This window comes from Stackebrandtia albiflava (genome assembly GCF_007994225.1).
Taxonomy (GTDB): domain Bacteria; phylum Actinomycetota; class Actinomycetes; order Mycobacteriales; family Micromonosporaceae; genus Stackebrandtia; species Stackebrandtia albiflava.
In genome coordinates, this window is sequence record NZ_VLLL01000006.1 from 366,781 (window position 1) to 384,243 (window position 17,463).

General features: G+C 68.9%; 14 protein-coding genes. 8 read left to right on the forward strand and 6 right to left on the reverse strand.

The genetic code is table 11. The features are described from left to right. Positions 1-12: 12 nt before the first annotated feature. Positions 13-852, reverse strand: a complete 840-nt coding sequence (locus LX16_RS12485; RefSeq protein ID WP_147138399.1) for a phosphatase PAP2 family protein — start codon at positions 850-852, stop codon at positions 13-15. Positions 853-1,064: 212 nt separating this feature from the next. On the opposite strand from LX16_RS12485, the gene amrS reads away from it, so the two are divergent. The 8 genes from amrS (at position 1,065) to LX16_RS12525 (ending at position 11,526) form a co-directional block, all read left to right on the forward strand. Further along, positions 1,065-2,243 carry an AmmeMemoRadiSam system radical SAM enzyme gene (gene amrS / locus LX16_RS12490; protein WP_147138401.1) on the forward strand — a complete coding sequence of 393 codons (1,179 nt, stop codon included), beginning with the start codon at positions 1,065-1,067 and terminating at the stop codon, positions 2,241-2,243. Beyond that, complete coding sequence (gene amrB, locus LX16_RS12495; protein WP_147138403.1) at positions 2,240-3,016, forward strand: AmmeMemoRadiSam system protein B; 777 nt, start codon at positions 2,240-2,242, stop codon at positions 3,014-3,016. The genes amrS and amrB overlap by 4 nt, the downstream gene beginning before the upstream one ends. 178 nt (positions 3,017-3,194) lie before the next feature. Next, positions 3,195-3,449, forward strand: coding sequence for a helix-turn-helix domain-containing protein (locus tag LX16_RS12500; RefSeq protein ID WP_211354480.1), 255 nt, complete (start codon positions 3,195-3,197; stop codon positions 3,447-3,449). A 256-nt stretch (positions 3,450-3,705) separates the two neighbouring features. Continuing rightward, positions 3,706-4,494, forward strand: coding sequence for a class I SAM-dependent methyltransferase (locus tag LX16_RS12505; protein ID WP_211354481.1), 789 nt, complete (start codon positions 3,706-3,708; stop codon positions 4,492-4,494). A 202-nt stretch (positions 4,495-4,696) separates the two neighbouring features. Further along, entirely contained in the window at positions 4,697-6,205 is a 1,509-nt protein-coding gene (gene lysS / locus LX16_RS12510; protein ID WP_211354482.1) for a lysine--tRNA ligase, read from the forward strand. A gap of 138 nt (positions 6,206-6,343) precedes the next feature. Beyond that, a complete protein-coding gene (locus tag LX16_RS12515; RefSeq protein WP_147138406.1) occupies positions 6,344-6,700 on the forward strand; it encodes a histone-like nucleoid-structuring protein Lsr2 in 357 nt (118 codons plus the stop codon). Positions 6,701-7,011: 311 nt separating this feature from the next. After that, on the forward strand, positions 7,012-9,561 hold the full coding sequence (locus tag LX16_RS12520) for an ATP-dependent Clp protease ATP-binding subunit (RefSeq protein WP_147138408.1): 2,550 nt from the start codon (positions 7,012-7,014) through the stop codon (positions 9,559-9,561). Positions 9,562-10,299: 738 nt separating this feature from the next. Further along, a complete protein-coding gene (locus LX16_RS12525; RefSeq protein ID WP_147138410.1) occupies positions 10,300-11,526 on the forward strand; it encodes a phosphatidylserine decarboxylase in 1,227 nt (408 codons plus the stop codon). Between the two features lie 410 nt (positions 11,527-11,936). Here LX16_RS12525 and LX16_RS12530 read toward each other — a convergent pair whose 3' ends face one another. The 5 genes from LX16_RS12530 to LX16_RS12550 form a co-directional block, all read right to left on the reverse strand. Then, entirely contained in the window at positions 11,937-13,067 is a 1,131-nt protein-coding gene (locus LX16_RS12530) for an LCP family protein (RefSeq protein ID WP_147138412.1), read from the reverse strand. A 680-nt stretch (positions 13,068-13,747) separates the two neighbouring features. Next, positions 13,748-14,500: a divisome protein SepX/GlpR gene (sepX, locus tag LX16_RS12535; protein WP_147138414.1), complete on the reverse strand. Its 753-nt coding sequence runs from the start codon at positions 14,498-14,500 to the stop codon at positions 13,748-13,750. Positions 14,501-14,651: 151 nt separating this feature from the next. Next, complete coding sequence (locus LX16_RS12540) at positions 14,652-15,275, reverse strand: GNAT family N-acetyltransferase (protein WP_147138416.1); 624 nt, start codon at positions 15,273-15,275, stop codon at positions 14,652-14,654. Then, complete coding sequence (locus LX16_RS12545; RefSeq protein WP_147138417.1) at positions 15,272-16,501, reverse strand: molybdopterin molybdotransferase MoeA; 1,230 nt, start codon at positions 16,499-16,501, stop codon at positions 15,272-15,274. Before LX16_RS12545 ends, LX16_RS12540 begins: the two co-directional genes overlap by 4 nt. 58 nt (positions 16,502-16,559) lie before the next feature. Further along, complete coding sequence (locus LX16_RS12550) at positions 16,560-17,456, reverse strand: UTP--glucose-1-phosphate uridylyltransferase (protein WP_147138419.1); 897 nt, start codon at positions 17,454-17,456, stop codon at positions 16,560-16,562. Positions 17,457-17,463 lie beyond the last annotated feature (7 nt).

Here is a 17,463-nt window from a genome sequence, read left to right on the forward strand (position 1 = left end):
GCGGCGCGGCCCTCACCGTGCCGGACCGGGGTCGAAGCGGTTCAGTGGCCCCAGTGGCAGCGTCGCCCACGGCAGCCGTTGCAGACACCGGATCACCACCATTCCCAGCAGGTATCCGGCCGGGGTGTCGGTCAGCCAGTGGTAGCCGAGGTAGGTCTGGCTCAGCAACAGGATCACCGGCGGCGCGACGTAGAGGATCATGCGCTGCCGGTGTGTGAGTTGCGCGCCGAGCAGCAGCACGATGAAGGCGAACCAGACCGCGGTGTTGGCGGCGTGCCCCGAGGGGTAGGACGCCGACGGTTCCAGTGGCGTGAACAGCACCGAGCCGTTCGCGTCCACGTACGGCGGCGGCAGTTCGGCCCCGGGGTAGCGGGGCGCGACCCGGTCCGTCAAGTCCTTGCCGATCTTTATCACCAGCGACGACGTGAACCACACCGCGACGTGCAGCAGCAGCGGCCGGATCGTGCGGTACCGCCACGCCGTGATCGCCGCCAACCCGAGCGCGATCACCGCCAGTGGAGTGCCCTGGCCGACGTAACGCAGCATGTCGGCGGTGAACCGCGCCCACTCGGGCTGGTGCGACAGCGACCAGTCGCGCACCAGGATGTCCAGTTCCACCAGTGGCGACGGCCAGACCAGCAGCGCCGACAACGCCGCCACGGTCAGCAGCATCAGTACGTCCGGCCACCAGGAGCGCGGCCCCCCGTAGGGCCGCCAGCGTTCACCGGTGACCGGCCAGAACCGGTCCAGCAGCCGGTCGGGCCACGCCGGCGACGCCGGGGCCTCGGCCGGCCGTGACGTCGCGGCCGGCGCCGAGGGGTTGCCGCCGTCGGATCCAGGTGGTTGAGCCATCACGGCAACAATCCTGACATCCGGTTCGACGGCGTGGTTCACACCTCCGGCGTCATTTCTGGCCAGAACCGCCACGGCATCCCGTCCGAGCAGCCGATTCCCCACCTTCGCGGCTCGACGTGGCGGAATGCCGGAGACGGGGGCGTGACGGGACGGCCGGGGGTGGAGTGGGCCGCTAAGCTCGGTCCAGGAGACCGAAGGCGGTGAAACGGATGCCTTCCTCAGGCCCGGCCCCGTTGAGTGAGTCCGACCCGTACACGGTCGGCACCGACCACTGGCACAGCCTGCCGGACGGGCGGATCCAGTGCGACGTCTGTCCCCGCGCCTGCCGGTTGCGGGAGGGGCAACGCGGCCTGTGCTTCGTCCGGGGCCGCGTCGGCGACCAGGTCGTGCTGGCGTCCTACGGCCGTTCCAGCGGGTTCTGCGTCGACCCCGTCGAGAAGAAACCCCTCCACCACTTCCTGCCCGGCACACCCGTGCTGTCGTTCGGCACCGCCGGGTGCAACCTCGGTTGCCGGTTCTGCCAGAACTGGGACATCTCGAAGTCCCGGGAGATCGACACCCTGTCCGGCGCGGCGTCACCGGACGCGCTCGCGGCGGTCGCGGAACGGCTGGGCTGCCGCTCCATCGCGTTCACCTACAACGACCCGACGGTGTTCTTCGAGTACGCCGCCGACATCGCCCAAGCCTGCGCGGCGCGCGGCATCCGTTCCGTGGCGGTCAGCGCCGGTTTCATGAACCCGAAGCCGCGCGAGGAGTTCTACCGGCACATCGACGCCGCCAACATCGACCTGAAGGCGTTCACCGAGTCGTTCTACGAGAAGATCGCGTTCGCGAAGCTGGCGACGGTGCTGGAGACCCTGGAATACCTGCGCCACGAGACCTCGGTGTGGCTGGAGATCACGACACTTCTCATCCCCGGCCACAACGACTCCGACGAGGAGCTGACCCGGCAGTGCGCGTGGATCGCCGCCCGGCTCGGCACCGACGTGCCGTTGCACTTCTCGGCGTTCCACCCCGACTTCAAGATGCGCGACGTCCCACCGACGCCGCCGGAGACGCTGCACCGTGCCCGCCGCATCGCACGCGACCACGGGCTGCGGTTCGTCTACACCGGCAACATCCACGACCCGGAGGGCCAGACCACCTACTGTCCCGGCTGCGGCGAGGCGGTGGTGGTGCGCGACCGGTACGTCCTGAATGACTACCGGCTCGGCGACACGGGCGAGTGCGCCGCCTGCGGGCACCGGCTGCCCGGCGTGTTCGACGGTCCCGCCGGTGACTGGGGCGCCCGCCGCCGGCCGATCCGGTTGGCACCCCCGGCCTCCCGCCCCGGCCCACACGACCGGCGCCGACCGGCGGCCGAGAACACGTCGAAGGGTGAACGGTGACCTCGGTCAGGGAGCCCGCTGTCGCGGGCCGGTTCTACCAGTCGGGTCCGCACATCCTGCGCAACTCCGTCGAGGCGCGGCTCGCCGAGGTCGCCTTGCCGGAGTCGGAGCCGCCCGCGCGCGGATACGTCGTCCCGCACGCCGGTCACCGGTTCTCGGGGGCGATCGCCGCGAAGGTGTACGCCCGGTTGCGGCGCGACGCGGCCCGGATCGGACACGTCGTCCTGATCGGCCCCTCGCACTTCGTGCCGTTGCGGGGTTTCGCGGCGTCCCCCGCCACCGGGTGGCGGACGCCGCTGGGGGTGGTGGAGGTCCGCGGCACCGACGCGGCCCCCGCGCACGAGGCACCACACGCCCGGGAGCACTCGCTGGAGGTGCAGTTGCCGTTCCTGCAGGTGTGCCTTCCCGGCGTACCGGTGACGCCGGTGGCCGTCGGCGTGTCGAAACCGGAGGCGGTCGCGGACCTCGTCGACGCGGCCATGACCGCCGACGCCGTGCTGCTGTGCAGCACCGACCTGTCGCACTACCTCGACAGACCGACCGCGGAGGCACGGGACCGTGCCACCGCGAACGCGATCCTGGCGGGCCGGCACGACCTGATCGGCGACCGGGACGCGTGCGGCAGGTGGGCGCTGCGCGGGACGGTCGCGTGGGCGGCCCGGCACGGCCTGGTCACGACGGAGCTGGACCTGAGGAACTCCGGTGACACCTTCGGCGGCGATGACCGGGTTGTGGGGTATTCCGCGTTTTCGTTCCGGGAAAGCACCGTTTGACGCAACTGGCCGCCCGGTTCGCGCGTGAATAGTGGCAAGAGCTTGCCAGAAAAGGCCGTCAGGTGTCTCGTGCCGATCGCGATGGCACCTCCGCCGCGCCACCCCCTCGGCGCGGAAGGTTGACGATCTTTCGAACGTCACGGTATGAAAGCGAGGTCCTACCCCCATGCCTTCACACTTGCGAGCGCCAGACACCCTGCGGCTCAACGGATCCCACCCGTTCACCCGGCCACCCGAGCCGCCCCGCCTCCCCGCCGACCAACTCGAGTTGCTGCGGCTGCTCGCCACCGGACTGTCCGACCAGGCCATCGGCCGCCGGCTGGACCTGTCCCGCCGGACGGTGCAGCGGCGGGTGAGGTCGCTCATGGACTCCTTCGGCGTGCAGACCCGGTTCCAACTGGGTATGCGCGCCGCGACCCAGTTGGAGTCCTGAACGACATGGAGACCGTGGTGAGAGGTGCGGCGCGGGCCGACACCCCGGCGCACCCGGCCGTCGCGGCGGCACAGACGTGCGTGGCGGAACCACACTCGCCCGAGGTACCCGGCACACCTTGACGGTTCCACGCGAACCGCGAGCCCACCCGAACGAGATCGGGTGGGCTCGTCGCGTCCGGGCCGTGGACGGACACCCGGGCCGTGCGTGGCGCCGAACCGCCCGCCCGGGAAATCGGGATCAGTACCTTATCCGAGTGACCTACGACTCCCCGAAACCTCGAAATCCGGTCGACCCCAACGAGACGGAAGTGCACGCGTTGTCGTTCGGGCAGGCCGCGGACCTCTACAACTCGGCACGTCCGAGCTACCCGCCGGAGGCGCTCGGCTGGGCCTTCGGCGACCGGCCACTCGACTTGGTGGACATCGGCGCCGGCACCGGACTGCTGACCCGCGGGCTCATCCAGGCGGGTCACCGGGTGACCGTCGTCGAACCCGACCGCAAGATGCTCGACAAGCTCGTCGCCGTGACCGAGGGGCTCACCGGGCACCACCTGGGCAGTGCCGAGCGGCTTCCACTGCCGGACGGGTCGGCCGACGCCGTCACCGCCGGACAGGCGTACCACTGGTTCGACCCCGAGGCCGCCCTGCCGGAGATCCGCCGGGTCCTGCGGCCGGGCGGCGTGTTCATCCCCATCTGGAACGTCCGCGACGAGTCGGTGGACTGGGTGCGGCGGCTGTCGGAGAACGTCGGGCAGTCCGCCGCCGAGCTCACCGCGTCGGTGGCCGGGCAGCCCGGCTACTTCGCGCCCTACTTCCGGGACCCGGAGCTGCGGGTGTTCCGGCACGAGAAGCCGTTGACACCGGAGAGCCTGATCCGGTTGGTGAAGTCCCGTTCCTACTACCTCACCGCGACCGACGAACGGCAGCGGCAGATCATGGCGGGCGTGGCCGAGCTGTTGGCCGACCATCCCGACCTGGCAGGCCGGGAGGCGTTCCACATGCCGTACGTGACGCACGTGTACCGGATGCGGGCCGTCGACTGACCCGCCGCCCGCCGCCGCCCTCCGGTGGCGGGCGGCCGGCGGACCCGCCGTACCCGAAATCCCGTTGGCGTGCCGTTCCCGGCGGCGTTTAGGCTTGTCAACGGCAATCAGCCCAGTACGAAACGCCGCGTCCCGCCACACCGTCGGCCGACCGACCGGTCGGTGTCGCCGGGAGCGGCCCCGAGACCGAAATGAGCGGTACGTGACCGAGAATCCCAGCACACCGGCCCTCGAGGACGACCTTCCCGAGCAGATGAAGGTGCGGCGCGACAAGCGGGCCGCACTCCTCGGCGAAGGCGGCAAGCCGTACCCGCTGGGCGTCAAGCGTTCGGTCACGCTCGCCCGGCTCCGCGCGACCTACGGCGACCTGGGGGCCGGTGAGTCCACCGGTGAGACCGTCACGGTCGCGGGCAGGGTCATGTTCGTCCGGAACACCGGCAAGCTGTGCTTCGCGACCGTCAGGGAGGGCGACGGCACCGAGCTGCAGCTCATGTTGTCGCTGGCGAAGGTCGGGGAGCAGGCGTTGGCGGACTGGAAGCGCCTGGTCGACATCGGCGACACGGTCGCCGTGACCGGTGAGGTGGTGTCGTCGCGGCGTGGCGAGCTGTCCGTGATGGCCGACTCGTGGACGATGGCCGCCAAGGCGCTGCGGCCGCTGCCCGTCGCGCACAAGCCGCTCGGGGAGGAGACCCGGGTACGGCAGCGCTACGTCGACCTGATCATGCGGCCGGAGGCCAGGCGCAACGCCAGGCAGCGCTCCACGGTGACGCGCGCGCTGCGGGACATCCTGCACGACGCGGACTACATCGAGGTGGAGACGCCGATGCTGCAGGTGCTGCACGGTGGCGCGACCGCCCGGCCGTTCGTGACGCATTCGAATGCGTTCGACCTCGATCTGTACTTGCGGATCGCCCCCGAACTGTACTTGAAGCGGTGCCTGGTCGGCGGTATCGAAAAGGTCTTTGAAATCAACCGGAATTTCCGGAATGAGGGGGCCGACTCCTCACATTCACCCGAATTCGCGATGCTGGAGGCATACGAGGCGTTCGGGGATTACCAGACGATGGCCTCGCTTATCACCTCGCTGGTGCAGGGGGCCGCCACCCGTACGTTCGGTTCCACATTGGTGCGTCACGTCGACGGCGTGGAACTGGATCTGGGCGGGCAGTGGCGCCGCGTGACCCTGTTCGACGCGATATCGGAGGCGCTGGGCGAGACCGTGACAATCGACACCCCTTACGAGACACTGGTTTCGTATGCGGAAAAGACCGATCTCGGTGTTGATCCGGTATGGGGTCCGGGCAAACTGGCCGAAGAACTATTCGAGCATCTGGTCGTGGATTCGCTCATTGAACCGACCTTTGTGTTCGACTATCCGGAGGAGACCTCCCCGTTGACGGCCGCGCACCGCGAGGCGCCCGGCCTGACCGAGAAGTGGGACCTCTACGTGCGCGGCGTCGAGCTCGGCACCGGCTACTCGGAGCTCAACGACCCCGTTGTCCAGCGCGAACGATTCGTACAGCAGGCCGCGTTGGCGTCCAGGGGTGACGACGAGGCCATGCCGCTCGACGAGGACTTCCTGCGGGCCATGGAGTACGGCATGCCACCGGCCGGCGGAATGGGCATGGGCATCGACCGGCTCCTGATGGCGTTGACGGGCTTGGGAATCCGGGAGACCATCCTGTTCCCACTCGTTAAACCCGAAGTCTGATCCGGTCCCGGATTATCGCCTAAAAGCGCGCCCGCCCCGGGTGGCGACATTCGCCACCCGGGGCGGTGCGCTTTTCGAATTCGTTGGGATAAAGTATCGATGCGTATGGCACATAATTGACGACCAGGAGGTCTTGCGGTGGCACAAAGAGTTCAGGTAATCCTCGTTGACGACCTCGATGGTGGTCAGGCGGAAGAAACCGTCAAGTTCGGCCTGGATGGATTCGCCTACGAGATCGACCTGTCCCATGAACATGCCGGCACCTTGCGGGAAGCGCTGGCCGATTACGTCAACGTGGCTCGTAAGCTGGGACGCTATTCCGTGAGTGCGAAAGCCGGAACGACTAACACCCCGCCCAAATCGCGTGCCCCGATCGACCGTGAACAGAACAAGGCCATCCGCGAATGGGCGGCTCGGGTGGGCAAGAAGATTTCCGACCGCGGCCGCATCGCGCAGAGCATCGTCGACGAGTACAACGCCAGCGCCGGTAAGTGACCTGGTCGCACACCGGAGCGGCCCGCGCGCCGCGACACACCGAACGCGAGGGAGGCCCCGGGCTCCCTCGCGTTCAGTGTGTCAGCGGTCTCGTAGCCGCAGGTGGCGAATAAAGAGGCCGCCCGCGGGCGTCACGGTCGGTTCCCGCCCGGTCGGGTTGTTCGCCCAGGGCGTACAACGCCATCACCTGGGAATGCCATTGGCGGGTACACCGTTGCGGTCCCACATCAGCGATAGGGTGGACTCATTGTTAAGTAGTCGCATCTGTCGGCGCAGGCCCATCACGGGGCGGACGCAAGGAGCACGAGCACATGTTTGAACGGTTCACCGACCGTGCGAGACGAGTGGTTGTCCTGGCCCAGGAAGAGGCCCGGATGCTCAACCACAACTACATCGGCACCGAGCACATCCTGCTCGGCCTGATCCACGAGGGCGAGGGGGTCGCCGCCAAGGCCCTGGAAAGCCTCGGCATCTCGCTGGAAGGGGTGCGACAGCAGGTCGAGGAGATCATTGGACAGGGCCAGCAGGCACCCAGCGGACACATCCCGTTCACGCCGCGCGCCAAGAAGGTTCTCGAACTGAGCCTGCGTGAAGCCCTCCAGCTCGGTCACAACTACATCGGGACCGAGCACATCCTGCTCGGCCTGATCCGGGAGGGCGAGGGTGTCGCCGCCCAGGTGTTGATCAAGCTGGGTGCCGACTTGAACCGGGTCCGCCAGCAGGTGTTGCAGTTGCTGTCGGGATACCAGGGCAAGGAGCCCGCCGGCGCCACCGCCGGCACCGGCGTGGGCAGCGAGCAGTCGCAGTCGACGTCGCCCGTCCTGGACCAGTTCGGCCGCAACCTGACCCAGGCCGCCCGCGAAGGCAAGCTCGACCCGGTCATCGGCCGGGAGAAGGAGATCGAGCGGGTCATGCAGGTGCTGTCGCGGCGCACCAAGAACAACCCGGTGCTCATCGGCGAGCCCGGCGTCGGCAAGACCGCCGCGGTGGAGGGCCTCGCCCAGGCCATCGTCAAGGGCGCGGTGCCCGAGACCCTCAAGGACAAGCACCTCTACACCCTCGACCTGGGTGCCCTGGTCGCCGGTTCCCGGTACCGCGGTGACTTCGAGGAACGCCTCAAGAAGGTCCTCAAGGAGATCCGCACCCGCGGCGACATCATCCTGTTCATCGACGAGATCCACACCCTGGTGGGTGCGGGCGCCGCGGAGGGCGCCATCGACGCCGCCAGCATCCTCAAGCCGATGCTGGCCCGCGGTGAGCTCCAGACCATCGGCGCCACGACCCTCGACGAGTACCGCAAGCACCTCGAGAAGGACGCCGCCCTGGAGCGGCGGTTCCAGCCGATCCAGGTGGCCGAGCCCTCGCTGGCGCACACCATCGAGATCCTCAAGGGCCTGCGGGACCGCTACGAGGCCCACCACCGGGTCTCCATCACCGACGGCGCCCTGGTGGCGGCGGCCACCCTGGCCGACCGTTACATCTCCGACCGGTTCCTGCCGGACAAGGCGATCGACCTCATCGACGAGGCGGGCGCCCGGATGCGGATCCGCCGGATGACGGCCCCGCCGGACCTGCGCGAGTTCGACGACCGGATCGCCCAGGCCCGCCGGGACAAGGAGTCGGCCATCGACGCCCAGGACTTCGAGCGCGCCGCGCAGCTTCGCGACAACGAGAAGCAGCTGCAAGACCAGCGTGAGAAGCGCGAGAAGGAGTGGAAGGCCGGCGACCTCGACACCGTCACGGAGGTCGACGACGAGATGATCGCCGAAGTGTTGGCGAACTGGACGGGCATCCCCGTCTACAAGCTGACCGAGGAGGAGACCTCCCGCCTGCTGCGCATGGAGGACGAGCTCCACAAGCGGATCATCGGGCAGAACGACGCGGTCAAGGCCGTGTCGCAGGCCATCCGCCGTACCCGCGCCGGCCTGAAGGACCCGAAGCGTCCCGCCGGTTCGTTCATCTTCGCCGGTCCGTCCGGCGTCGGTAAGAGCGAGCTGTCGAAGGCGCTCGCGGAGTTCCTGTTCGGTTCCGAGGACGCTCTCATCCAGCTCGACATGAGCGAGTTCCACGACCGCTACACCGTGTCGCGGCTGGTCGGTGCGCCTCCGGGATACGTCGGCTACGACGAGGGCGGGCAGCTCACCGAGAAGGTGCGGCGCAAGCCGTTCTCGGTCGTGCTGTTCGACGAGATCGAGAAGGCGCACGCCGAGGTGTTCAACACGCTCCTCCAGATCCTGGAGGACGGACGCCTCACCGACGGGCAGGGCCGGATCGTCGACTTCAAGAACACCGTCATCATCCTGACGACGAACCTCGGAACCAAGGACGTCGCCAAGGCGGTGTCGCTGGGCTTCCAGGCCGACCAGGGCGACGAGGACGGCTACGAGCGGATGAAGCTGAAGGTGCAGGACGAGCTCAAGCAGCACTTCCGGCCCGAATTCCTCAACCGCATCGACGACACCATCGTGTTCCCGAAGCTGTCGGAGAACGAGATCATCAAGATCGTCGACCTGATGATCGCGCGGATCGAGGAACAGCTGAAGAACCGGGACATGGGTCTGGAGATCACCCAGGCGGCCAAGGAGTTCCTCGGCCACAAGGGCTACGACCCGGTACTGGGCGCGCGTCCGCTGCGGCGCACGATCCAGCGCGAGATCGAGGACACCCTCTCGGAGAAGATCCTGTTCAACGAGTTGGTGGCCGGGCAGATCGTCGTGGTGGACTGCGAGGGCGACCCGGAGGACATCGAGAACTCCCACCTGACGTTCAGCGGGTCGGAGAAGCCGATCGAGGTCCCGGACGTGCCGCCGGTCGAACTGGCCGGCAACGGAGGCGCCGACGACGCCGAAGAGGGCAAGTGACGGGCGGCCCGCTCGGGTGACCACCTGAGCGGGCACCCACCCGGACGAACACGAGACGGGGCGGCCGTAACGGCCGCCCCGTCTCGCCGTCCCCGCCCGCCTCAGCCCGTTTCGGCCCGGCGGTGCCGATCGCCTCCGCTTGGTCCCCGCCGAGTACGGCTTGGTCCCCGCCCGGTCGCACTCGGTCCCCGGTAAATCGTGACAAAAGGGATTAAGCGGTCAAAGATCGCGGAATCGCCTCACCGGGCGGGGACCAAGCGGAAGACCGGGCCACCGGGCGGGGACCAAGCGGTCTGAGAAAGTGGGGGAACACGACGAACCGGGGCAGCTTGCGCGCGGTACCCCGGCTCGCCGTAACTGGCCGATCGCGCGCGGCGGGCACGACGATCACGGTGTCTTCAGGAGTTCCGGCGCGACCGGACGGCTTCTGCGGCGCGTCGCCGTCCCGGTTGTGCTCCTCGCCGGAGCCTGTCGAGAACACCGCGATGGAATGTGTCCCATGAAAACATCCCATCGGCCTGTGAATTGTGGTCTTCAGGCGCCTTCGTTTCGAGGCTAACACCGATGCCACGCCCCCGGGCCGTATCCATGATCTTGAAACTGTGTACCCGTCGGCCGGGCGGCGGGCGGGTTCCACCCGTGACTCGCCGCTCACCGCTCGCCTGCGCCGGGCGGGCGGTATGCCCGGCCCGAACTATCATGAGCGGGTACGCCTGATTCAGGATTTGGGGATTCCACATGCCATTCACCGCCAGCGTCGGACGCCGTGCCGCCCGAGTCATCGCCGATGAGTTCATCCGGCACCCCGGCCCCAAGACCGGCCTCATCGTGGGGGCCGGGGCGGCCCACCCGGTACTGGCCGCCGCCGTCGACGCGCTGCTACCCGGTGACCGCCTGACGGTCGCCGTGGAACCGGCGGAACGGGGCGCCATCGAGGCATACCTGGCCGAACAGGGCAACTGGGTCGTCGAGCGGGTGAAGCTCGTCGCCTCGGTCTCCGACGCGGCCCCCGCCGACGTCGTCATGTCGGCCGAACCGCTCTCCGCGCGTGACGAGTTCACCAAGACCGTCGCGACCCTGCGGGAACTGACCGCCGCGGGCGGCAGCCTCACCGTGGCGGTCCCGCTCACCGACGTGCCGGAGGACCTCGCCGACCTGGTCGGTGAGTTCGGCACCAGCAACGACCTGGTGTTGCGCAACCGGCCGCCGATCCGGGTACACCGGTTCCGCTTCAAGCCGGGCGCCCAGGACCTTCAGCTGGTCGACCGGATCGCGCCGACCCATCGGCCCAGCAGCGTCCCGTTGACCTCGAAGATGCACATCGACTCGAACGGCATCGCCGCGGGCGCGATCCTGCTGGGGCTGGCCGGGCTCGCCAAGAGCACCCGGCCGAAGTCCAAGCTGTGGATGATCCCCGCCGCGGCCGCGCTGCCCGCCGCCGCGTTCTTCCGCGACCCGAACCGGGTCACCGACGACGACCCGGACGCCGTGGTGTCGTCGGGTGACGGCAAGGTGCTCTCCGTGGAGCGGGTGAGCGACGACCGGTTCGGCGGCGCGACCGGCCAGGCGGGAGAGGAGTGGCTGCGGATCGCGGTGTTCCTGTCGGTGCTGGACGTGCACGTGAACCGTTCGCCGGTCGCGGGCCGGGTGGTCGACGTGTTCCGTGAGGAGGGCGGTTACGCGCCCGCAATGAAGGCCGCCGCCGAGCACAACGTGGCGTGTTACACGGTGCTGGACACCGCGCGGGGCCGGGTCGCGGTCGCGCAGCGGACCGGACTGATCGCCCGGCGGATCGTCAACCGGGCCCAGCCGGGCGCGTTGCTCGCCAAGGGTGAACGGTACGGACTGATCCGGTTCGGTTCGCGGACCGACGTGTACCTGCCCGCCGACGCGGCCGACGCCCTGGTGGCGCCGGGCGAGAAGGTCGTCGGCGGCGAGACGGTCATCGCCCGCTGGCGGGTCTGAGTTCTTCGGAAGCGCCCCGGCCGTGTTAACGGCCGGGGCGCTTCCGTGCTGTCGTACCGAGGCGCACGTCGGGTGGTCGTCCGCGGGGGCCGACCGTTTCAGCGCGGCTCGGCCTGCCGTGACGCCGCCCGAAGCCCCGCCGCTTCTCCGGAGGGTGTGCCCCTTCGGGCGCGCCGGGCCGGCTCCGACCCCTTTCGGGCATCCCGCTTCGCCTCGACCGCCGACCCGTCGTGGGTTGTCCACAACGCGGTGGTTATCCACAGCCCGGCGCGCGCGGACTGGACCACGCCCCCGATCCGGTTCTACGCTCAAAGTATGGGGCGGAGGTTGGAGGCCCCCCGATCTCTCACATGACGACGCCGCCGGGGACCGAATCCGATCGGTCCCCGGCGGCGTGGCCGTCTCGGGCGTCAGCCCTTGTTGAGGAGTTCGGGGTTCTCCTTCATCCACTGGTCCATGGTGTCTTCCCGTAGTGCCGCGAACAGGTCATTCATGATCTGTTCCTCCTCGGAGCCCGGCAGCACGGTTTCATAGGACTCCTCGACACCGGTGAAGTACTCGGTGGAGTTGGTGGTGGGAAGCCGGATGGTCTCCATGCCGGACGGCTTGATGCCGCGCAACGCCACCGCCATGTCCACGATGCCCTTGTTCATGATGGGGTCGATGACCAGCGACGGGCCGATGTCCTCGATGAGGGCGGAGACCTTGGTCGGGTCGGTGGTGTAGCCCTCGTCGGTGGCCTTCTTCAGCAGCTGCTTGATGAAGTGCTGCTGCATGTGCTGGCGGCCGTAGTCGCCGTAACCCCATGAGGGGTCGAGATCGGGGTTCTCTCGGACGTACGCGTACCGCTCCCGCACGATCCACAGCGCCTCCTGGGCGTTGTACTCGTTGCAGCCCTTCGGGAAGATCCGGCCGGTTCCGCCGTCCTTGTCGAGCTTCTCCTGTTCCAGCGCCATGTCGATGGGCAGGCACAGTTCGATGCCGCCGAAGGTCTTCACGGCGTTGAGGAAGCCCTCGAAGCCCATGATGACGGCGCCGTCGAACTTCTCGATCCCGGTGAGGTCGGAGACGGTGGCGGCGAGGTTGGCGAACTTCTCCTCGCGGCTCCACTGGTCGAGGCCGGCGTTGTACGCGGCGTTGATCTTGTACGTGCAGGGGCTGGAGAACAGCTGACCGCAGTCCTGGATCTCGACCTTGAGGTCTCGGGGGATCGAGACGATGGTGGCCTTGTCCAGGTTCTTGTTGATGTGCAGGATCATGATCGTGTCGGTGCGGTCCTGCCCGTCGGAGTCGTTGACGCGCAGGTCGGTGCCGATGACGAGCAGGTTCAGCGGCCCCTCGATCGGTTCGCCGGTGTCCTCTTCACCGTTGCCGAGCAGGTCGGCGGTCTCCACCGAGTCCTCGACGGTGTCCAGCAGGACGTTGGCGTAGACGACCGTGGTGCCGGTCACGACCATGATCAGGGCACCCACGCCGAGCATGACCTTCGACCACCACGGCGCACGGTTCGTCAGCGCCCGCCGGGCGCCCTGCTTGCTCATGTCTTTCCTTTACAGCCGAGGGGACGACATTTCATGTTAACTCCGTTACTCAAGTCGGGGAAGTGTTGCCGCACAACCATTTCCCATTGTGAGGAGATGATCACCATGATCTGTCCGTGTTTTTCGGGGGGTATGGGGATCGAAACGTGGAAACGTCGTATTGGCGCGTTCTACGACGCATTGAGGGAATGTTTCCGGGTACTCGGCCGGGGAGGCGGTACGTTCGTTTCCCCGGTGCGGTCGAGGTGCGTAACCCCAGGTGGGCGCCCCGATGGCCTCGGAAGTGACGCCGCGCGGCCCGATGTGTCCGGACGCGCCGAGACCGGGAACCGGACGATGTGCCGGGGAATGTGGCCCGGGTCTCGATGATGCCGGGGCGGGATTTCCCGTAATCGCCGGGCATTCCCGTGGCGGTGTATTCACCGAGCGGCGGAGTGAATCGCCACCACCACGTGGACGGGTTTCGCGGATGTGGGACCGGCGCGTTCCGGCCGCGTGGCGGAGGACACCGTGGGGTGACCGCGTCGCCTGCGGGCGCATCGTTCCTCCGGTGGGTGGTCCGCCGGCCGGCGGCCGGGACCGGTCTGGTGACCGGCCGTCCGGTTGACGCCTTGAAGGTGCCGTGAGGTTGCCTCCGGCCGGGACGACCCGTCGAAGCCCGGGTGAGAGGGACGCGACGGCTAGAGATTCGCCGGGGACTCGTAGGAGCGGCCGCGGATGCCGCCGGTCCGGCGCCGCACCGGCGGTTCCGGTTCGGCGGGTTCCTCGGAGTCGAAACCGGGAACCAGGCCGTCGGGGGTGGAGTCGTCGTCCTCCGCCGGGGTGAGTTCCGGCTGTGGCGGAACGTAGACGGATCGGCGTTCGGCCGTGCGGGGGCGGCGGGCGCGTTCCCCGGCCAGCCGGACGGCGCGTTGCCGGAGGAAACGCACGAACAGCAGCAGCAGCGCGAGCGACACCCCGACGCCGAGCCAGAATCCGGGGCCGACCACGACGACTCCGACGAGCTCGATGAGGACGAGCGCGAGCAGCACGTACAGGACGCGACGATGGCGTCGCTGCCACCAGGTACGTAGCTGTGCCGAAGTCACCGTCACCTCCTCGCGTCCCGTCGTCGCGGGCGCGTCCGGGCTCAAGGTTACCGATCCCGCCACGCGTGCGCCGGAACGCTCCCATCTCCGCGCGGCCGGATCGGGCGTCGCGGGGTCCTGAACGTCGGTGTCGGGGTCCGCCTCGCCGGTCTCGGCCGCGGGCGGGTCCGCCGGTGTCGCGCCGGTGCCGGTGTGGCCTTTCTCGGTCCGGTCGAGTACCCGGGCCTGGGACTCCTCGCGGTCCGCGGCGATGCGTTCGTCGGCGTCGTAGCGGCGCACCAGGGCGGGGGCCAGCGCCAGCAGGCCCGCGCCGGCGAGTACCGCCAGCAGAACCGACGTTGGCATGGCCCCTCCTGTATCCGGCGTTACTTGAGGGTACGCCCTGTGGACAATGCCGACCGGTCAAGCGGTCGGTGACGATCCCGTCCACAAGCTATACCGGCGTCGGAACCGCCGGACCCGAATCGGCCGATTCGGACTGTCGGGCACCGGCGTGTCAGGCGGCCTGCTCGCGGCCCTTCAGGTAGGTGTCGAGGACTCCGCCGCCGGTGACGTCCTCCACGGTCATGCCGTATCCGACGTGGTCGCGCCACTGGCCGTTGATGTAGAGGTACGCCTTGTACATGGCCTCCTCGCGGAAACCGAGCTTCTCCACGACACGGCGGCTGGCCGTGTTGTGGGGTTGGATGTTGACCTCGATGCGGTGCAGCCTGCCGCGTGTGAAGGCGTGGTCGCACACCAGGGCGAGCGCGGTCGGTGTGATGCCGCGCCCGGCGTGTCGTTCGTCGACCCAGTAACCCACGTGCGCGGAGCAGAACGCCCGGCGGACGATGTTGCCGACGGTCATGCCGCCGACCAGTTCGCCGTCGTAGCACACGGCGAACGGCCACACGCCGCCCGCGCGCGCCGATCTGCGCAGGTCGCGGTACATGGCGCGGAATCCGGCGGGCGAGTTCGACTCGTGCCACGACATGCCGGAGGCAGGTTCCCAGTGGGCGAGCCACTTCTCGTTGAGCCGCCGCACCGCGCTCCACGCCGCCGCGTCGGATCGCCGGTACGGGCGCAGGGTGACCCGGTCGTGTGTGAGGGTGACGGGCCAACCCGGTTCGTTGATGTTCATCGATGCCTATCGAACAACAGGACGTCTACAGTCGATCCGGCGGGGGCGGTGGTGACCTTCTCGCCCAGGACCATGAGCCCGGTCGCCTCCGCCAGGCTCGACAAAGTGTACGGGCCACCCGGCAACGGTGCCGCCGTGTATCCGCCGCCGCGTCGCTCGGCGACGTGGACGGGCCGGAACTCCCGGAACCCGGTCGGCGACGAGACCGGTTCGATGAGGTTGGCCCGTACGCTGGGCCGGAACACCGGTTCGGCGCCGGCCAACCGCAGGATGATCGGCCGGGCCAGCACCTCGAACGCGATCATGGCGGCCCCGGGGTCGCCGGGCAGGCACGCGATCGGCACCTCCTCGGGTCCGACGCTGCCGAACCCGATCGTGCTGCACGGGTACACCGACACCGGTGAGAACTCGACGGTGCGGTCGCGGCCGAAGGTGCGCCGCACCATGTCGCCCGGACCGGTTCCGGTGCCGCCGGTGGTGATGATGAGGTCGGCGCGCAGTGTCTGGTCGTCGAGGACGGTGCGTAGCGCCTCGGGTTCGTCGTCGCAGATGCCGACCCGGTAGGCGTGCGCGCCCGCCTCCGAGGCGGCGGCGGTGAGCGCGTGGGAGTTGACGTCGACGAGTTGTCCCGGCTGGCTGACCCGGCCGGTGTCCATGAGTTCGTCGCCGGTGGCGATCACGACGACCCTGGGTGTGGGCCGGACGACGATGTCGCCGACTCCGGCGGCCGCGAGCAGCGCGACGAGCTGCGGTGTTATCTGGCGGCCGTTGTGGGCGAGGACCTCGCCCTGTGCCCGTTCGCTGCCGGCGCGGCGCAGCCCGTGCCCGCGTTTGGGTGCCTGCGCGACCTGGACGGCGGCCATGCCCTCGTCGGTCCAGCTCAACGGTATGACGGCGTCGGTGCCGGACGGCAGGGCGGCTCCGGCGGCGACGGCGAAGCAGGCGCCCGGTACCAGCCGGACGGGCCGCCAGCTCGCCGCCGCGACGTCGCCGAGCACCTTCAGGGCGATGGGACGGTCGGGCGACGCGGCGGAGACGTCCTCCATCCGCACCGCGTAACCGTCGACGGCGGCGTAGTCGAACGCCGGGAGTGGGCCGGGGGCGGTGACGTCGGCCCCCAGGACGCAACCGCAGGACTGGGTCAGGTCGAGATCGATGGTCGGCAGTGGCCGGACTCGCGCCAGTGCCGCCGCCAGGAAGTCGGCCAGCGCGACCGGCTCTCCCATAGTGTCCACTGTTCATCCCCCGTTTTCACTGTTCCGCCGATGTGTCGTCGCGTGTCGTTCAACGGTCCTGCTCTGCCACGAACGCCGTCAGCCAGTCCCTGAACGGTGCCAGGTCGTCGCGGCGCATCGCCAGCTCGATGATGGTGCGCAGGTAGCCGACGGGTTCGCCGGTGTCGTATCGCGGGCCTCGGAAGACGATGCCGTGCACCGGCGTCCCCTCGGACAACAGGCGGGCCATCGCGTCGGTGAGTTGGATCTCGCCGCCCTTGCCGGGTTCGGTGAGCCGGATTGCATCGAAGATAGCCGATGGAAGGATGTAGCGCCCGATGAGAACCAGGTTGCTGGGCGCCGAGGCGGGATCGGGTTTCTCCACCAGGCCGGTGACCTTCACGACCCCCGGGTCGTCGGTGGTCTCCACCGAGGCGACGCCGTACCGGCTCACCTCCTCCCGGGGGACCTCCAGCAGCGCCAGGACGATACCGCCGGTGGTCGCCTGGAGGTCGATCATCCTGGTGAGCAGGCCGTTGTCGGGGTCGGTGAACTCGTCGGCCAGCAGCACCGCGAAGGGTTCTCCGGCCACATGGGACTCGGCGTAGCCGACGGCGTCGCCGAGCCCGAGCGGTTCGGCCTGCCGGCTGGTGTAGATCTCGGCGAGTTCGGACGGTTCCATGACGGCCTTGAGTCTCGCGGTGTCGCCCCGGTCGATGAGACGTTGTTCGAGGTCGGGGCGCCGGTCGAAGTGGTCCACCATCGACGTCTTGCCCCTACCGGTGACCAGGAGGACGTCCCGGATCTCGGCGGCGGCCGCCTCCTCCACGATGTGTTGGAGCACCGGTTTGTCGATGACCGGGAACAGCTCCTTCGGGACGGCCTTGGTCGCGGGCAGGAAGCGGGTCGCGATGCCGGCGGCCGGTATCACGGCCTTGATCCGGGAGGAGGTGTCGGTTGCTGACATGGGTCGA